This window comes from Halopseudomonas pachastrellae (genome assembly GCF_900114765.1).
GTDB classification, from domain to species: domain Bacteria; phylum Pseudomonadota; class Gammaproteobacteria; order Pseudomonadales; family Pseudomonadaceae; genus Halopseudomonas; species Halopseudomonas pachastrellae.
On sequence record NZ_FOUD01000007.1, the window covers coordinates 128,471 to 146,053 of the forward strand.

General features: G+C 60.3%; 13 protein-coding genes. 6 read left to right on the top strand and 7 right to left on the bottom strand.

Going from position 1 to position 17,583, the window contains the following annotated elements; all coding sequences use genetic code 11:
• Positions 1-4: 4 nt before the first annotated feature.
• Genes BM116_RS07295 through BM116_RS07310 form a run of 4 tightly spaced genes read right to left on the bottom strand, consistent with a single transcriptional unit; the run spans position 5 to position 3,065 of the window.
• Positions 5-895 carry a DMT family transporter gene (locus BM116_RS07295; protein ID WP_083725183.1) on the bottom strand — a complete coding sequence of 297 codons (891 nt, stop codon included), beginning with the start codon at positions 893-895 and terminating at the stop codon, positions 5-7.
• Entirely contained in the window at positions 888-1,508 is a 621-nt protein-coding gene (gene hflD / locus BM116_RS07300) for a high frequency lysogenization protein HflD (protein ID WP_083725180.1), read from the bottom strand. Before hflD ends, BM116_RS07295 begins: the two co-directional genes overlap by 8 nt.
• Entirely contained in the window at positions 1,505-2,629 is a 1,125-nt protein-coding gene (mnmA, locus tag BM116_RS07305) for a tRNA 2-thiouridine(34) synthase MnmA (protein WP_083725178.1), read from the bottom strand. The genes hflD and mnmA overlap by 4 nt, the downstream gene beginning before the upstream one ends.
• Position 2,630: 1 nt before the next feature.
• The gene (locus BM116_RS07310) at positions 2,631-3,065 is read right to left on the bottom strand and encodes an NUDIX hydrolase (RefSeq protein WP_083725176.1); all 435 of its coding nucleotides are present in this window, start codon (positions 3,063-3,065) and stop codon (positions 2,631-2,633) included.
• A 398-nt stretch (positions 3,066-3,463) separates the two neighbouring features.
• Here BM116_RS07310 and icd point away from each other — a divergent pair, with 398 nt between their 5' ends.
• Positions 3,464-4,720, top strand: a complete 1,257-nt coding sequence (gene icd / locus BM116_RS07315; protein WP_083725174.1) for an NADP-dependent isocitrate dehydrogenase — start codon at positions 3,464-3,466, stop codon at positions 4,718-4,720.
• A 104-nt stretch (positions 4,721-4,824) separates the two neighbouring features.
• Here icd and cspD read toward each other — a convergent pair whose 3' ends face one another.
• On the bottom strand, positions 4,825-5,091 hold the full coding sequence (gene cspD, locus BM116_RS07320) for a cold shock domain-containing protein CspD (RefSeq protein ID WP_083725172.1): 267 nt from the start codon (positions 5,089-5,091) through the stop codon (positions 4,825-4,827).
• 232 nt (positions 5,092-5,323) lie between these two features.
• Here cspD and clpS point away from each other — a divergent pair, with 232 nt between their 5' ends.
• Positions 5,324-5,677: an ATP-dependent Clp protease adapter ClpS gene (clpS, locus tag BM116_RS07325; RefSeq protein ID WP_407920307.1), complete on the top strand. Its 354-nt coding sequence runs from the start codon at positions 5,324-5,326 to the stop codon at positions 5,675-5,677.
• 33 nt (positions 5,678-5,710) lie between these two features.
• Entirely contained in the window at positions 5,711-7,978 is a 2,268-nt protein-coding gene (gene clpA, locus BM116_RS07330; RefSeq protein WP_083725167.1) for an ATP-dependent Clp protease ATP-binding subunit ClpA, read from the top strand.
• Between the two features lie 58 nt (positions 7,979-8,036).
• On the opposite strand, the gene xthA is transcribed toward clpA, so the two are convergent.
• Positions 8,037-8,852 carry an exodeoxyribonuclease III gene (xthA, locus tag BM116_RS07335; protein ID WP_083725165.1) on the bottom strand — a complete coding sequence of 272 codons (816 nt, stop codon included), beginning with the start codon at positions 8,850-8,852 and terminating at the stop codon, positions 8,037-8,039.
• 133 nt (positions 8,853-8,985) lie between these two features.
• Here xthA and BM116_RS07340 point away from each other — a divergent pair, with 133 nt between their 5' ends.
• From BM116_RS07340 to tpx, 3 genes are all read left to right on the top strand, one after another.
• Positions 8,986-10,692, top strand: a complete 1,707-nt coding sequence (locus tag BM116_RS07340; RefSeq protein ID WP_083725163.1) for an autotransporter assembly complex protein TamA — start codon at positions 8,986-8,988, stop codon at positions 10,690-10,692.
• Positions 10,689-14,387 carry a translocation/assembly module TamB domain-containing protein gene (locus BM116_RS07345; RefSeq protein ID WP_139056950.1) on the top strand — a complete coding sequence of 1,233 codons (3,699 nt, stop codon included), beginning with the start codon at positions 10,689-10,691 and terminating at the stop codon, positions 14,385-14,387. The genes BM116_RS07340 and BM116_RS07345 overlap by 4 nt, the downstream gene beginning before the upstream one ends.
• Positions 14,388-14,460: 73 nt before the next feature.
• The gene (gene tpx, locus BM116_RS07350) at positions 14,461-14,958 is read left to right on the top strand and encodes a thiol peroxidase (RefSeq protein WP_083725159.1); all 498 of its coding nucleotides are present in this window, start codon (positions 14,461-14,463) and stop codon (positions 14,956-14,958) included.
• 20 nt (positions 14,959-14,978) lie between these two features.
• On the opposite strand, the gene BM116_RS07355 is transcribed toward tpx, so the two are convergent.
• On the bottom strand, positions 14,979-17,561 hold the full coding sequence (locus tag BM116_RS07355) for a hybrid sensor histidine kinase/response regulator (protein ID WP_083725157.1): 2,583 nt from the start codon (positions 17,559-17,561) through the stop codon (positions 14,979-14,981).
• Positions 17,562-17,583 lie beyond the last annotated feature (22 nt).

Consider the following 17,583-nt stretch of genomic DNA (forward strand, 5'->3'; position numbering starts at 1 on the left):
CAAATCATACACCAGCGCGCGGCGTTTTGCCCGGCTTTGCCGGCAGATACAGGCTGAGCAGACTGGCGGTGAAAATCAGCCCGGCGCCCAGCCAGGAAGACCAGCCCGGCAACTCGTCCCACAATATCCAGGCGAAGGCACCGGAAAAGACAATCGCCAGATAGCTTAAGGGGCCGATTTCGCCGGGAGGAGCCAGTGCGTAGGCGCGCGACATGACCAATTGGCTGGTCGTGGCGACAATGCCGATCGCGGTCAGCAGACCGAGTTGTTGCAGGGTCAGCGGCTGATAGGCCCATAGCAGCGGAATGGCCGATAGCAGCGTCGAGAAGCTCGCAAAGTAGAACACGATGCGGGTCGCCGGCTCACTGTCGCTCATGGCGCGAATGGAGACGAAGGCGCAGGCTGCCAGTAGGCTGGCGGCTACCCCGGCAAGGGCTTTCGGGTCAAACAGGGCGCCGGTGGGTTTGGCAACCAGAATAACGCCAACAAAGCCGATGGCGACCGATAGCATCATGCGCCCGGTCAGGCTTTCTTTCAGCCACCACCAAGCCAGCACGGGGGTGAACACGGGCGCGGCGTAGGTAAACACCATGGCATCGGCCAGTGGCAGGTGGGCAATGGCGTAGAAAAAGCAGTACATCGCGCCCAGGCCGTAGAAGGTACGAAGAAAGTGGCTGCCCAGGCGCTGGGTGCGGAACGGGGCAAAGCCGCGAATCAGCATCAGCGGCAGAAAGTAGAAAACACCGATCAGATTGCGGGCAAACACGACGGTCTCGTTATTAACGCCGGTCGAGACCTCGCGAATGAGCACGCCCATGATGGCGAACAGCAGTCCGGAAAGGGCTAGCAGCAGTGCGCCGCGGCGTGGCTGGTCGAGGCGGACGCTCTCAACCACGCAGCACCGCGCGCGTGGCGTCCAGTAGCTTGCGACGCTGCAGCAGTAGTTGCCAGCGATGACCACCCAGCTGTCGCCACAGCGTGGCGGAGCGGATGCCGGCCAGCAGTAGCGTGCGTACCCGATTGGCAACTTCCGGCTGCTGCAGGTAGCGCATGTCGCCATGGACCTGGATACGCAGGCGCAGGGTGCTGATGGTGTCTTGATAGGTGCTACCAAGTGAGGCCATGACGTTGTCGTGCAATAGGCCGAAATGCTCGACTTGATGCTCGGCCTGGGCGATACGTTGGCCTAGTACCTGCAGCATGTCGTCGCGCTTGGCCAGTTGGCGTTGCAGGGTCAGCAGGTTCATAACGTAGCGCAGAGCGTCGCGCTGCAACGCGCCAGTATCACGCTCCAGCATGGCTTCAAGGGCCTGCAGGCCGCGGCGGATCTGGTGATGACTGCCGCCGTAAACGTCCAGCACGCAGTCGGGTGAGCGGTTCAGGATGCTCGCAACCAGACAGCTGGTCGGCCCTTCGCTGAGCTTGCCGCTGCGCGCCAGTTGGTCTACCTGTATGCCGGCTTCAAAGGTAGCGCCCAGGGCGATGACCTGATCGGTAAGCTGGCTCACGCGGCAGCCTCGCTGGCAATGGCTGTTTCAATCACGCCGCCGCCCAGGCACACGTCGCCTTGATACAGCACCAGAGACTGCCCCGGCGTTACCGCGCGCTGCGGTTCGTCAAAACGAACCAGGTAACCAGTGGCGGTCTTTTCCAGGGTGCAAGCCTGGTCCGCCTGACGGTAGCGGACCTTGGCGGTCAGTTGTACGGGCTCGGTTACGTCGAGTTCATTGACCCAGTAGATCGACGAGCAGGTAAGGGCGTCAGAGAACAACCAGGGGTGGTTGTTGCCTTGGCCGACGACCAGCACGTTGCGCGTCAGATCCTTCCTGAGTACGTACCACGGGTCGTCACTGGCGCCTTGCAGGCCGCCGATACCCAGGCCCTGGCGCTGGCCGATGGTGTGATACATCAGGCCAACGTGGCGGCCGATGACGGTGCCGTCGGTGGTTTCGATATCACCGGGTTGGGCTGGCAGATACTGCTTGAGAAAGTCGCTGAAGCGGCGCTCGCCAATAAAGCAGATGCCGGTAGAGTCTTTCTTGCGTGCGGTAGCCAGCTCGTAGCGTTCAGCAATTTTGCGGACTTCCGGTTTCTCCAGCTCGCCGACCGGGAACAGCGTGCGCGCGATCTGCTCGGCGCCAACGGCGTGCAGGAAGTAGCTCTGATCCTTGTTATTGTCGATGCCGCGCAGCAGCACGGTTTGCCCCTCGCGCTCGGCACGGCGAACATAATGACCAGTGGCGATCAGGTCTGCGCCCAGGCTCAGGGCATAGTCCAGAAAGGCTTTGAACTTGATTTCGCGGTTACAGAGGATGTCGGGGTTGGGCGTGCGCCCAGCCTTGTATTCTTCGAGAAAGTGCTCGAAGACATTGTCCCAGTATTCGGCGGCAAAATTGGCTGTGTGCAGCTTGATGCCCAGTCGGTCACTCACGGCCTGCGCGTCGGCCAGGTCTTCCTTGGCGGTGCAGTATTCGGTGCCGTCGTCCTCATCCCAGTTCTTCATGAACAGGCCTTCAACCTGATAGCCCTGTTCCAGCAGCAGGGCTGCAGAGACAGAGGAGTCGACGCCGCCGGACATGCCGACGATGACGCGAATTTCGGAGTTGGGCGTGGTGGTCTGGGTAGACATGTCAGCGAATCAGATCCAGTGAGTAGTGCGGTTTGTTCAGGTGGTCTCGAATGCAATCGGCAACCAGGTAGCTGCGCAGTTGAGCGCTATTGTCGACAATCTCGTCCAGGCTCATCCAGCGGGCGCGAATAATACCTTCGTCCAGCGGTCTGTCGGCGTCATGGCTGGTAGGCTTGGCGCTAAAGCAGACGCGTTGATAGGTCTCACCGTTGGCAGCCTGAAACAGGTAGATGCCGATGACCGTCTGCAGCTCGACGTGCCAGCCGGTTTCCTCGAGGGTTTCCCGTGTGGCTGCCTGCAGCAGCGTCTCATTGGCTTCGAGATGGCCGGCCGGTTGATTTAGCACAATACGTCCGTCACGTTTTTCTTCGACCATCAGAAAGCGTGACTGATGCTCGACGATGGTGGCGACGGTGACGTGGGGTAGAAAGCGCATCGCGGTTCCTCGGCAGGTGCAATAGGGTAGCGCAAACGGCCTGGTGGGTGAACTCCTGCCGTCGCCTTTGGTAAAGCGGCAGAAAGCGACTAGGATTCTAGTGGGTTGCTGCTGTTTGCTGCGCTTGGCGCAAACGCGCGTCATGCCAAAACAGCTTGGTAAAGGTTGCGTGTGTAGTGATGGTTGTAGTGTTACTACATATTTTTTGTGAATCACCCTTAATTCCCTAATGAAATAGGGGGTTCAATAGCAGGTCGGTGATGTTGTAGACAAAAGTGCGTGACAATCTGTAGGAAAACTACAACAATATCGGCGCTGAAAATCCGTATTCAATGGCGCGCCGAGGGTTATCCTCCCTCGTCGCTGTCAGTGCAACGACAACACAAACGGAGTCAAAGATGGGATACCAAAAGATCCAGGTGCCGGCCAGCGGCGACAAAATTACCGTTAATGCCGACCTTTCCCTGAACGTTCCTGATAACCCGATCATTCCCTTTATCGAGGGTGACGGCATCGGTTACGACATTTCCCCGGTCATGATCAAAGTCGTCGACGCGGCTGTTGAGAAGGCCTACGCCGGTAAGCGCAAGATTTCCTGGATGGAAGTCTATGCCGGTGAGAAAGCCACCCAGGTTTACGATCAGGACACCTGGCTGCCGGCTGAAACGCTGGACGCCGTTAAAGAGTATGTTGTTTCCATCAAGGGCCCGCTGACTACTCCCGTAGGCGGTGGCATCCGCTCTCTGAACGTTGCTCTGCGCCAAGAGCTGGACCTGTACGTATGTCAGCGTCCGGTTCGCTGGTTTGAAGGCGTGCCGAGCCCGGTCAAGAAGCCGGGTGATGTCGACATGGTCATCTTCCGCGAGAACTCCGAAGACATCTACGCTGGTGTCGAGTGGAAAGCCGGTACCCCGGAAGCCGAGAAGGTCATCAAGTTCCTGACCGAAGAAATGGGCGTCAAGAAGATCCGTTTCACCGACATGTGCGGTATCGGTATCAAGCCGGTTTCCGAAGCTGGCACCAAGCGCCTGGTCCGCCAGGCCCTGCAATACACTGTCGACAACGACCGTGACTCCCTGACCCTGGTTCACAAGGGCAATATCATGAAGTTCACCGAAGGTGCCTTCAAAGATTGGGGTTACGAAGTAGCGCGCGACGAGTTTGGTGCCGAGCTGCTGGACGGTGGTCCGTGGATGCAGTTCAAGAACCCGAACACCGGCAAGAACGTTGTAGTCAAGGACGTCATCGCTGACGCCATGCTGCAACAGATCCTGCTGCGTCCGGCCGAGTACGACGTCATCGCTACCCTGAACCTGAACGGTGACTACCTGTCAGACGCCCTGGCTGCTGAAGTCGGTGGTATCGGTATCGCTCCGGGCGCCAACCTGTCCGACTCGGTTGCCATGTTCGAAGCGACCCACGGTACTGCGCCGAAGTACGCCGGTCAGGACAAGGTCAACCCGGGTTCTGTGATCCTGTCTGCTGAAATGATGCTCCGCCACATGGGCTGGGTTGAAGCGGCTGACCTGATCATCAAGGGTGTTAACGGTGCTATCGCCAACAAGACGGTCACCTATGACTTTGAGCGTCTGATGGACGGTGCCACCCTGCGCAAGTGCTCCGAGTTTGGCGACGACGTTATCGGCGCCATGTAAGCTCAGGCGGGCCGCCACGCGGCCCGTTTTGCACTGCATACAACAAAGCCGGCGAGAGCCGGCTTTGTTGTATCTGCGTACGCCCTGAAGTGGCGGTGCTGGTGCTATTGGTGAGCGTAGCTGGCAGTAACGCCTTCAATTTCGTCCGCTTTCTTGCTAGCGTGTTCCGCTTGCGATTGAATGTTGATGGCGTGCAGCCCCTTGGGGCCCTGGATGATGTCGAATTGAACCGGTTGCCCGGCCTTGAGCGTTTTGTATCCGTCCATCTGAATGGTGGAATAATGCGCAAAGAGGTCCTCGTCCCGGCCGTCGGCTACGATAAATCCATAACCCTTGGCGTTGTTGAACCATTTGACCTTACCGTTCTCCATACTGCATCCCTCTGATAGCCTGTCACTTCATGTGAATGTGTCGCGCTTCGGACTGACCGTCAGGTCATTGTGCATGTATTTGATGACTGGTCAGTCGCGCACCTTTACACTTTTATCAGTGATTCAGAGCAAGTCAAGCCAGGTCCGAAAATCCTGTGTCCCAGTACGCAGTTTTGCGATAAGCGGTGCAGATCGTCGGCTCTTCCAACCAGTGAATTTGCAGATGTTTTCAATGACGGATTTTCAACTAACCTTACAGCAAGGGCCGGCAGAGCCTGAGCAAGGTGATGATCACGGCCTTGCGGTCGAGACCAGCAAACCCCAGCTCAAGCCACCGTCACGCTATAAGGTCATCATGCTCAACGATGACTACACTCCGATGGACTTTGTTGTGGAGGTGCTTGAGCGATTTTTTTCACACAACCGTGAAAGTGCCACACAGATCATGCTGAGGGTGCATACTGAGGGCAGGGCGGTTTGCGGTATCTATACCCGTGACATTGCCGAGACCAAGGCGGCAGAGGTAAATGAATACGCGAGGGAATGCCAGCACCCGTTGATGTGTCAGATTGAACGGGAAGCGTAACAAGGCGATTTGCATCGCATACGAGGTGGCAATATGCTCAACAGAGATCTCGAGATCACCCTGAATCTGGCGTTCAAGGAAGCGCGCAACAAGCGTCATGAGTTCATGACCGTCGAACATCTGCTGCTGGCTCTGCTGGACAACCAGGCGGCGGTGGATGTGCTCAACGCCTGCGGCGCTGACCTGGAGCGCCTGCGCCGCGAACTGACCGAATTTATCGATTCCACCACGCCGCTGATTCCCAAGCAGGATCAGGAGCGTGAAACCCAGCCGACGCTGGGCTTTCAGCGCGTACTGCAGCGCGCTGTGTTCCACGTACAAAGCTCGGGCAAGGGCGAAGTCAGCGGCGCCAATGTCCTGGTCGCCATTTTCAGCGAGCAGGAAAGTCAGGCGGTCTTTTTCCTCAAGCAGCAGCAGATTGCCCGTATCGACATCGTCAACTTCATCTCCCATGGCATCTCCAAGGTGCAGAGTGATGCCGAGCAGATGGGCGAAGAGCAGGACAGCATCGAGGAAGAGGGCGGCGAAGGCGCTACCGCCAGCAACCCGCTCGAAAGTTACGCCAGCAACCTGAATGAACAGGCGCGCAAGGGGCGTATTGATCCGCTGGTTGGGCGCGCCTCTGAAGTTGAGCGTGTGGCGCAGATCCTGATGCGTCGGCGCAAGAACAACCCGCTGCTGGTCGGTGAGGCCGGCGTGGGTAAAACGGCCATTGCCGAGGGCCTGGCCAAGCGCATTGTTGACGGTGAGGTGCCGGATACGCTGTCCGAGGCGGTGGTGTATTCGCTTGATCTGGGCGCGCTGCTGGCCGGTACCAAGTACCGCGGCGACTTCGAGAAGCGCTTCAAGGCGCTGCTCAAGGCGCTGAAAAAGCGCCCGCAGGCCATCCTGTTTATCGACGAAATTCACACCATCATTGGTGCGGGTGCAGCCTCCGGCGGGGTGATGGACGCCTCCAACCTGCTCAAACCGCTGCTGTCTTCCGGCGAGATCCGTTGTATCGGCTCCACGACCTTTCAGGAATTTCGCGGTATTTTCGAGAAGGATCGCGCTCTGGCACGTCGCTTCCAGAAGGTTGATGTGGTTGAGCCGTCGGTCAGCGATACCATCCAGATTCTCAAAGGGCTGAAGAGCCGCTTTGAGGAGCACCATGGCATTCGCTACACCGACGAGGCGCTCAAGGTGGCAGCGGAGCTGGCGAGCCGCTACATCAATGACCGGCACATGCCTGACAAGGCGATTGATGTGATTGATGAGGCTGGCGCCTATCAGCGGCTGCAGCTGCCGGAGAATCGTCCGGAATTCATTGATGTGGCCGAGGTGGAAGCGATTGTCGCCAAGATCGCGCGCATCCCGCCCAAGCATGTTTCCTCCAGCGACAAGGAGCTGCTGAAGAATCTGGAGCGCGACCTCAAGCTGGTGGTCTTTGGCCAGGATGGAGCCATCGAGGCGCTGTCAACGGCGATCAAGCTGTCGCGCGCCGGGCTCAAGTCGGCTGACAAGCCCGTTGGTTCTTTCCTGTTCGCCGGCCCCACCGGTGTGGGTAAGACCGAGGTTACGCGGCAGTTGGCCAAGAGCCTGGGTGTTGAGCTGCTGCGCTTTGACATGTCCGAGTACATGGAGCGGCATACGGTGTCTCGCCTGATTGGCGCACCTCCCGGGTATGTTGGTTTTGACCAGGGTGGTCTGCTGACCGAGGCCGTGACCAAGAGCCCGCACTGTGTGCTGCTGCTGGATGAAATCGAGAAGGCGCATCCGGAAGTATTCAACCTGCTGCTACAGGTCATGGATCACGGCACGCTGACCGACAACAACGGCCGCAAGGCGGATTTCCGCAACGTGATCATCGTGATGACCACCAATGCGGGTGCCGAAACCATGACGCGTGCTTCCATCGGCTTCACTCAGCAGGACCACAGCACCGATGGCATGGAGATCATCAAGAAGGCCTTTACGCCGGAGTTCCGCAACCGCTTGGACGCTATCATTCAGTTTGGCCGTCTGACTCACGAAAGCATCAAGTTCGTGGTCGACAAGTTCCTCACCGAACTGCAGGCCCAGCTGGAAGACAAGCATGTGCTGCTGGATGTAGACGAGGAGGCGCGTAACTGGCTGGCCGAACACGGCTACGACCCGATGATGGGAGCCCGCCCGATGGCGCGGCTGATCCAGGACAAGATCAAGCGGCCGCTGGCCGAACAGATCCTGTTTGGGGAGTTGGCGGAGCAGGGCGGTACCGTCCATGTGACGCTGCGTGACGGTGAGCTGGAAATCGAGGTGCCGGAAGCCGAGATGGCTTGATTGCACCTCTCGCGTAACGCAACGGCGCATCCTTTCTGGGATGCGCCGTTTTTTGTTTTTAGAGGTCGAAGCGGGTCCAGATGGGCGCGTGGTCTGAGGGCTTTTCCATGCTGCGGATATCGTAGTCGATTCCGCTTTCCAGGCATCGCTCGGCCAGTGCCTTGCTCGCCAGGATAAGATCAATACGCAGACCGCGCTTGGGGTCGTCTTCAAAGCCGCGACTGCGATAGTCAAACCAGCTGAAGCGGTCGGCCGTGTCCGGGTGCAGGTGGCGGAAGCTGTCGATCAGACCCCAGTCTTTCAGGCGTTGCAGCCAGGCGCGCTCCTCCGGTAGGAAGCTGCATTTGCCGGTGCGCAGCCAGCGCTTGGCGTTATCCGGCCCGATGCCGATATCGGCGTCAGTATCGGAGATGTTCATGTCGCCGATAATGGCAATGCGCTGCTCAGGGCTGAAGTCGGCCTCCAGGTGCGCTTGCAGGTCGGCGTAGAACTTCTCCTTGGCGGGGAATTTGACGGGGTGGTCGCGGCTTTCACCCTGAGGAAAGTAGCCATTGAAGACAATCAGTGGTTCGCCGTCGGCGCAGGGCACCGCGGCACTGATCATGCGGCGCTGGGCATCGTCGGCGTCGCCCGGGAAGCCCTTGCGCACCCACAGCGGTTGCTGACGTGTCAGCAGTGCCACACCGTAGTGTCCTTTTTGGCCGTGAAAGGCAACGTGATAACCGAGCGCCTCAAGGTCGGCCAGTGGGAACTGAGGATCGTCGACCTTGGTCTCTTGCAGACCGATGACCTCGGGCAAGTGCCGGTCCACCACCTCTTTCAGTTGGTGAGGGCGTGCGCGCAGGCCGTTGATATTAAAGGATACGATCTTCATGGTTAGGTCCGTTCTTAAGTGACGTTCTAGCGACTGAGAGCGGCAAGAGTACCGCAAAAGCCTGCCCTTGAGCACGGCGATGCCAATGGGAACGTGTTAGCATTCGCCTGATGATTTTGCCGGGAAGGAGCTCATGGGGCGCGCAATAGTTTTGATCTGTCTGCTGCTGGTTGCTGCGGGCGCGCAGGCCAGTCTGAAGGTCACGGTAGTGCCGGCAAAGAAATCTGTGCGCGAGAACATTGAAGCCTATGTCGGCGTTGTTGAAGGCGACAGCCCGCAGGCGCTGGAGCGCCAGTTTCGGCACATTGATCAGCAGGCAACGCTGGCGGCCCAGGCCCTTGGCTATTACCACTCACGCAACGAGCTGAGTATCAGTGGTGACGGCGATGACTCCGTTCTGATGCTAAGAGTCGAGCTGGGTGAGCCGGTCCGTTTGGGCGAGGTGAATATCGAGATTCTGGGCGCAGGGCGTGGTACCGATGCCTTTTTGCTGCCCAGCGCGGCCATGCTGCAGCCGGGCGCGGTGCTGCATCACGGACGCTACGAAACGGTCAAATCGCAGATCAACAATCAGGCGCTACGTTACGGCTACTTTGAGGGGCAGTACCTCAAGCGTGAGCTGCGGGTTGATCCTGAACGCAATATCGCCGATATCCATATCCAGTACGACACCGGCCCGCGCTACCGTCTCGGGCAGGTGAATTTCTCCGAGACCATTTTTGACCCCGAGCTTCTGGCGCGTATGGTGCCGTTTGAGCCGGGCGTGCCCTATGACGCTGACCTGGTTGGCCAACTGAATCAGGACCTGCTGTCCAGTGGCTATTTCAACGGCGTGCTGGTGACTGCGCCAGCCGAGCGGGCAAGCGGCCAGGAAGTACCGGTGCAAGTTGAGATCACCGAACGCGACCCGCACTCGCTGGGGTTGGGTGGCGGTTATTCCACGGATGTCGGGGTGCGCGGCAAGCTCACCTGGGACCAGCACTGGGTGAACCCGCAGGGCCATACCCGCGGTGCCAGCATGGAGCTGTCGATACCACGTCAGAACGTGACCGCGTTCTATCAGGTGCCGCTGGATCCGCCGCTGGACAACAACCTGCGCTATTTTGTCGGCTGGCAGCATGAGGATATCGACGACGTCGAGACCCGCAGCCTGGCGCTCGGTGCCGAGCTAAACACCCGTCTGGAGAGCGGCTGGCAGCGCACTATTGGCCTGCGCCTGCAGCATGAGATTTTCTCGCTGGGCGATGACTCCGGCAACGCCACGCTGCTTATTCCCAGCCTGGTGCTGCAACGCACCCAGGCCACCGGCGGCGTAGATCCGAGCCGCGGCTACAGCATGCTGCTGGACGTGCAAGGCGCCAAGGAAGGTGTTTTGTCGACCGTCGACTTTGCTCGGGTGATGGGGCAGGTCAAGGGGCTCTACACCGCCTTTGACAATCACCGCCTGTTTGGCCGCCTGGCGCTGGGCGCGGTCGCCACCAACGATTTTTCCAGCATACCGCCTTCGCTACGCTTCTTTGCCGGTGGGGACCAGAGCATCCGTGGTTATGACTACCAGACCCTGTCGCCGGTCGATAGCACCGGCGACACGGTGGGCGGGCGCTACCTGATTGCGAGTACGGCGGAATACCAGTACGAATTTATCGACAAGTGGCGGGCAGCAACCTTTGTCGACTACGGCAACGCCATTGATTCACTGACCGACCCCTTGAAGACCAGCGTGGGTATCGGCGTGCGCTGGGTTTCGCCAATCGGGCCGATACGGGTAGATCTGGCCAGGTCGCTGTCCGACCCTGATGAGGGGTTCAAGATTCACTTTTCCATGGGGCCTGAGCTGTGACCCGCTTTCTGGTTCGGGCGCTAGTCCGTGGCGTATTCATGCTGGCGATGATTCCGGTCTTGCTGGGCTTTTTGCTGGCCAGCGAGAGCGTCAACCGTTGGCTGTTTGCCAAGGCCGAAGCGCTGGAGCCACGCCTGGAGCTGGGCTTTGAAGGCGGCGATTTCTGGCACGGCTTGGACTTCTCCCGTATTGCCTGGCGCGATACCGCGCTGGACCTGCAGGTTGATACGGCCTCGCTGCGCTGGAGCCCGTCGTGCCTGTTCGGCAAGACACTGTGCATCGATCGGCTGACGGTGGAGCGCATCGTGGTGGTCAGCCAGCCGGGCGAAGAGGCGCAAAGCAGCGAACCGCTGAGCCTGCCGGCAGTTCAACTGCCCTTGGGTCTGGAGCTTGGTGAGGTGCGTTTGGGTGAGCTGTCGCTTGACGGCGAAACCGTCCTGCTCAGCGATGTTGATCTGGTTGCGCGCGGCAGTGGTGATCAACTGGTCATCGAGCGTTTTTCCGGCGTCGGACCGCAACTGGATTGGCAGCTTTACGGCAGTGTGCAGACGCGCGATGACTGGCCGCTGGAGCTGACGGCCGACCTGAACCTGCCACCGGTAGATGGTCGTGATTGGGCCTTGCAGGCGCGGGCCAGCGGCACCTTGCGTGAGCTGGAGCTGCGCGCCAGCAGCCGAGGCTATCTGCCGGGTAAGCTCAAAGCCAGCGCCAATCTGTTTGAGCCGGGTATTCCGGTTGATCTGCGCTGGCAGGGCGAGCCGTTTCTGGCCCTCGGCAGTTTGCCCGCCTCCCTGACGCTCAATAACTGGCAGCTGCAGTTGCTGGGTAACCTGGAGGAGGGCTACTTGTTGCAGTCCACCGCCAGCCTGCCCGGTGAGGGTGGCACTGTGCTGCTTGAAGTTGACGGTGAGGTGACCACCACGGGTGTGCCGCTACTGGCCGTGCAGATGCACGTTGCCGAGGCGCCCGCGCGCCGTCTTGCGCTGCAGGCCGATGCCAGCTGGCAGCAGACACTGGAGGCCAATGCAGAGCTGGCACTGGATGCGTTTCCATGGCAATGGTTGTACCCCGTTGATACCGGCGAGGTAGTGCTGCAGCAGTTGGCCATGGCCGCGCATTTGCGTGGCGAGGAGATTAATGCGGACCTGCAGGCACGCCTGGCCGGTGTCGCGGACCAGCAGGTGAACCTCAAGGCTGGCGTGGCCGGTACCCAGCGGCAGCTTCGTGTCACGCCGCTGGAGATACTGACCGCCGCCGGTCAGGCCAATGGCGAGGTGGACCTGACGCTGGAGCCGGCAGTGCTCTGGGACGGGCGTTTCCAGCTGCAGGGCATTGACCCTGCCGTCTTTGTTGCGGCGCTGCCGGGCGATCTCAATGGCCAGGTGAACAGCCGAGGCCAGGTCCAGGGCGAGCAACTGCGCCTGGAAGCCGACTGGGATATCAGCGGCAGCCTGCGCCAGCAGCCACTGGCGTTGTCCGGGCGGTTGGAGAAACCGCAAAACGACTGGTTACTGCAGCAGTTGCGGGTGCGTCAGGGCGCCAACAGCATTGATGGCCGGGCGCGCTGGGGCGAGCGGGTTGACGGTCGCTTTGATCTGCAGCTGGATAACCTCGCTACCCTTTGGCCGGGCCTCAAGGGCAGCCTTGACGGTTATCTGCAGCTTGGTGGTGATAGTGCTGCGCCGCAGCTGGCCAGCGTGCTGCGCGGCGCAGGCGTCGGCCTGGATGGCCTGCAGGTGGAAAGCCTTAACCTAGACGCCAACACCACGCTGAACGAGCAGTTGCCGCTGAACCTGGCGGTTACTGGTCAGGGTATACGCAGCGACGAGACGCAGCTGGGTGACCTGCAGCTGACCCTGCGGGGCCGCCGCGCCGCACACGAGTTGCTGTTGTCGCTGCAAAACGGGGTAGCTGACGCCGACCTGGCGTTGGGAGGCGCTCTGGACGATACGGCCTGGCGCGGTACCCTGACGCGCGGCGAGCTTGGCTACGAGCAGTTCCAGCTGGTGCTTCAGCAGAGCGCTGATATCGACTATCGCCTGGGCGATGGGCTGCTGCAGTTGTCCGGTCATTGCTGGCAGCAAGCCTCTGCCAGCCTGTGTTTCAACGGCCAGCAAACCCTGATGCCCGAGCGCAAGGTAGACCTCAGTTTGAATGACTTTGATCTGGTCGAGTTGCAACCCTGGTTGCCGGATGACTTGCGTTGGCAGGGGCTGCTCAACGGCCAGGTGGAACTGACTCAGACGCCAGGTCGCGCGCCAGTGGGTCAGGTAACGGTGAGCAGTGAAAACGGTGTCATCCAGGTGCGTGATGATCAGGAGCTGCTCGATTTTCCCTACCAGCAGCTCTCTGTTGATACCCGTCTGCAGGACCGTACAGCGCAGGCTGAAGTTCGCCTGAGCAGCGAGATCATTGGTCAGTTGGCGGTAAACGCCGATATCGCCGACCCTGCTGGGGCGCAGACACTCTCGGGTGATTATCAGCTGAGCGATCTTAAGCTGGATTTTCTGCGTCCCATGCTGCCGGATGTGGATGAATTGCAGCTGACGCTGAACGGCTCTGGCAGCTTGTCTGGTGTATTGAGCCAGCCGGTCGTCAGTGGTGTTCTGAGCCTGCGTGACGGGCTGGTGGCCGGCCGTAACTTGCCCATCAGTCTGGAGCAACTGCAGGCCGACATTCGTATCGACGGCACTAATGCTCAGGTGGATAGTCGCTGGACCAGTGGCGAGCAGGGGCAGGGTACGCTGTCGGGGCTGGTTGGCTGGGCGCCGCTGGATGTGGATCTGCAGCTGCGCGGCAGCGCCTTGCCGGTGAACGTAGAGCCCTACGCCCAGCTGCAGGTTGCACCTGATCTGGCAATTACCCTGCGTGACAACAACCTGCATGTGGGTGGTGAGCTGGCGATTCCCGAAGGGGATATCCGCGTGCGAGAACTGCCGGCAAGCGCGGTAACCGTGTCGCCGGACGTGGTGATTGTCGGCCAGGAAGCAGCAGAACAAGACGCGGCGCTGGGGATCACTGCCCGGGTCAAGCTGAACATCGGCGATCAGTTGCGCCTGAGCGCCTTTGGTTTACGCGGGCGTTTGAAAGGCCAGTTGGAGGTACAGGAGAACCTCACCGCCAATGGCGATTTGCAGATCCTGGATGGCAAGTTCCGCCGGCTGGGGCAGGAGCTGGAGCTGCGTCGCGCGCTGCTGCTGTTCTCCGGGCCGATCAGTCAGCCGTACCTCAATGTCGAGGCCATTCGCCGGGTGGATGACGTCATCGCCGGGCTGCGGATCACCGGCAATGCCGCCAGCCCGACGTCAGAGGTGTTCTCGGAGCCCGGCATGTCACAGCAAGAGGCCATGTCCTACCTGGTGCTCGGGCGGCCACTGGGCGAGGAAGGTGATAACAACCTGCTGGCTCAAGCGGCGCTCGGGCTTGGGCTGGCTGGTGGCGCGCCCATCACCCGTGGCATCGGTAATGCGCTGGGGCTTGAGGACTTTGCCGTCGAGGCCGAGGGCAGTGGTAACGAAACCCAGGTGGTCGCCAGCGGCAGCATTACCGACAAGCTGAGCGTGCGCTACGGTGTGGGTGTGTTTGAGCCGGCCAACCAACTGGCGCTGCGCTATGAGCTTACACGCCGGCTATACCTGGAGGCGGTAAGCGGCTTTGCCAGCTCGCTGGATTTCTTCTATCGTATCGACTTTTAGCCCAGCCCATTTCGGGGCTGCAGGCACCAGCACCAACACCCATCTCGTGCCAAGGCACGTTCAAGGAGTCATCATGTCTAGCGTCACTTTGCGCGGTAATCCTATTTCTGTTGGCGGCCAGTTTCCTGCCAAGGGCGACAGCGCTCCGGCCTTCACTCTGGTTGCCAAGGATCTGTCCGACGTCAGCCTCGCGAGCCTGGCCGGCAAGCGCAAGATTCTGAACATCTTCCCCAGCGTTGATACGCCAACCTGCGCCACCTCGGTACGTACCTTCAACAGCAAGGCGAGTGCACTGAACAACACCGTTGTTCTTTGCATCTCGGCGGATCTGCCTTTTGCCCAGACACGTTTCTGCGGTGCCGAGGGCCTGGAGAACGTGGTTAACCTGTCCACCATGCGTGGCCGCGAGTTTGTACGTGATTACGGTGTGGATATCGAGAATGGCCCGCTGGCCGGTCTGACCGCCCGCGCGGTGGTTGTGCTGGATGAGGATGATAAGGTTCTGCACAGCGAGCTGGTCAGCGAGATTGGCCAAGAGCCGAACTACGAGGCGGCGCTGGCTGCTCTTTGAGCCTGCCGAGCGGCCATGCCTTAGCGCGTGGCCGCTGTTCTTGCCCGCTGCAGTAGCTCCTCCAGAATACCGACCAGTTTTTTCTCATCTACCGGCTTGTCTAGCCAGGCGATAGCCGAGTCCTCCGCGGCTCCGTTGTGTAGCAGCCGCTGACCCTCCTCACAGTAAGCCGACACCACCAGAATAGGCAGCGCAGCCGTTGTTTGGTCTGCACGCAGGTCGCGTATCAGGGTCAGGCCGTGGCCGTCCTGTAGTCGCAGGTCGGTTAACAGTGCGGCGTAGGTATGCTCCTTGAGATAGCCGCGCGCTTCCAGAACGCTGTTGGCGGTTGTCGGCTCATAGCCCGACTTGCGTGCGATCAGGGCGATAAAGTCGGCGATCATCGGGTCGTCATCCAGCACCAGGACCGCGCCAGGGGTGTCTGAGGCGTCACGCGTGGCGGCTTCGCTATCTTCCGCTTCAATCGGCAGGCGTACCCAGAAGGTAGCGCCATGCTCTGGCAGTGAACTGAACCCAACGTCACCGTTCATTTGCTGAGCTAGCTCGCGAGTAATCGCCAGACCCAGGCCTGTGCCGGCCTGCTGGCGACGATCCGAGCCATCCGCTTGGGCGAACTTATTGAATATCTGCGACTGGAAGGCCAGCGGGATGCCCTCACCCTGGTCGATGACATTGATCTGCACCTGCTCGCCCAGCCGCTGCATGGTCACGGTAACTACGCTACCCGCTGGCGAGAACTTGATGGCATTGGAGAGATAGTTGTTGAGTATCTGATGCAGGCGCATGCTGTCCACCCGTACCCAGCAATGACAGTCCCCCTCGCGTTTCAGCGTGATGTCGCGGCTGGTGGCAAACGCCTGGTTGGCGTTCAGTGCTTCGTCTATCAGCTCGGTCAGGGCATAGGGGCGCATGTCGAATTTCATCTTGCCTGCGGCCAGTTTCTCCATGTCGAGCAGGTCGTTGATCAGCAAATTCAGGCGCTGGCTATTGCTCTCGGCAATTTCTAGCATGCGCGCCATCGCTTCTGGCACCTCTCCGAGGGTGCCGCTATTGACGATAGCGAGGGCGCCGGAAATGGAGGTGAGGGGAGTGCGCAGCTCGTGACTGACCGTGGAGACAAACTGGCTCTTGAGCTGCTCCACGCGCTTTGCCTCGGTCAGGTCAAGCATGGTGCCGCTGACGCGCAGGGCTTTGCCCTTTTCGTCACGCTGAATAATGCCGCGCAGCAGCACCGGGATGCTTTGTCCGCCCTGGTGGGTCAGGCGGGTCTCTACCGAGAAGGTGTCTTGCTCGGATTGCATGACCTCGCGCAAGGTGCTCAGCAGTTCATGGCGAGCCTGCGGCGCGAGCACCGATTGCCAGCGGTGAAGCGAGTGCGCCTCCTCTTGGGGAGGGTAGCCGATCAATTCCCAGGCCCGGTCTGAGGCCATGAATTGCCAGCTCTGCATGTCGACGTCCCACCAGCCGTCGCTACTGCCCTGCAACGCGAGCCGTTTGCGCTCTTCGCTTTGCCTAAGCGCTTCGTTACTGGCGCGCAGCTTGCGCGTCATTTGATGGGCAATACGCTCGGCCTGCTCGCGGCGTAGTACCAGCAAAGAGGCGAGGGCGAACAGCAGCAGGGCTGCGGCCAGGCCCAATAGCAATATCCAGGGACTGGCGACAGAGCCACGTTCAAAGCTGGGGGTGCTGGCAAAGTCCAGTCGCCAGTCGCGGCCATAAAAATGCAAGTCCAGACTGCGCTGGTACAGGGCCTTCCCGCTGTCTGGGGTCAGGTCACTGTAGAGCTGGGGAAACTCCAGTCCGGCAGCGGTATCGGTGATGCGATAGCGCACGCCCGGGGTGCGTGAGCCGAGGATGCCATCGAGCAGGTCGCCCATGCGATAGGGGCTGTAGACGAATCCGCGTAGCGCGCGTTGACGTTGCTCCGGGGTATCCACCGAGGCACCGCGATGATAGATGGGCGTGTACATGAGAATCCCAGCCTGCACCTCGCCATGGGTTTCTTGCAGCAACCGCACCGGCCCGGTAACCCGTGTCTCGCCGCTCTCGGCCGCAGCCTGCATGGCTTCACGGCGCACCGGTTCGGAAAACATGTCGTAGCCAAAGGCGGCGAGATTCCGACCTTTGAAAGGCTCCAGGTAGAGAATGGCGGTATAGAAGGGCCTAGGGCCTGGTGGATGCACCGCAAAATCGGCAAAGCCTTCAGCGCGTACGGCGTTCTCAAAGGCGTCCAGCGTCAGCGGCGGCACCACCTGCGCATAACCCACACCGAGAATGCCGGGGTAGTTCTCGGCCAGCCGCAGGCGCTCCACCATGATGCGCCACTCGTCGCGCGATACTCGTCCGCTGGCATCCATCAGGCCGGCGGCGCCCAGCAGTATCTGCTCGTGGTGGATCATGCGCTTGCGGATCGCTAGGGCAATGTCGTTGGTCAGCAGGGTGAACTCGCGGTCGGCAGCGTCGTGCTCGCGTTTATTCTGATACTGCCAGACCAGCACGGTGGCAAGCAGCACGATCGCGGCAACACACCAGGCAATGGTGTTCTTGCGGCTGATAATGGCGCGTCCTGGGGTGAGCGAGTAGGGGGAAGAGGGCGATGGCATCGGTATAGCGGCGTCTTTGGCT

Bases quoted from the DNA above. Each gene is read 5' to 3' on its own strand.
- BM116_RS07340 (WP_083725163.1), top strand. From the start codon at position 8,986: ATGGGGCGCGCAATAGTTTTGATCTGTCTGCTGCTGGTTGCTGCGGGC.
- icd (WP_083725174.1), top strand. From the start codon at position 3,464: ATGGGATACCAAAAGATCCAGGTGCCGGCCAGCGGCGACAAAATTACC.
- cspD (WP_083725172.1), bottom strand. From the start codon at position 5,091: ATGGAGAACGGTAAGGTCAAATGGTTCAACAACGCCAAGGGTTATGGA.
- clpA (WP_083725167.1), top strand. From the start codon at position 5,711: ATGCTCAACAGAGATCTCGAGATCACCCTGAATCTGGCGTTCAAGGAA.
- BM116_RS07310 (WP_083725176.1), bottom strand. From the start codon at position 3,065: ATGCGCTTTCTACCCCACGTCACCGTCGCCACCATCGTCGAGCATCAG.
- xthA (WP_083725165.1), bottom strand. From the start codon at position 8,852: ATGAAGATCGTATCCTTTAATATCAACGGCCTGCGCGCACGCCCTCAC.
- mnmA (WP_083725178.1), bottom strand. From the start codon at position 2,629: ATGTCTACCCAGACCACCACGCCCAACTCCGAAATTCGCGTCATCGTC.
- tpx (WP_083725159.1), top strand. From the start codon at position 14,461: ATGTCTAGCGTCACTTTGCGCGGTAATCCTATTTCTGTTGGCGGCCAG.
- BM116_RS07355 (WP_083725157.1), bottom strand. From the start codon at position 17,561: ATGCCATCGCCCTCTTCCCCCTACTCGCTCACCCCAGGACGCGCCATT.
- clpS (WP_407920307.1), top strand. From the start codon at position 5,324: ATGACGGATTTTCAACTAACCTTACAGCAAGGGCCGGCAGAGCCTGAG.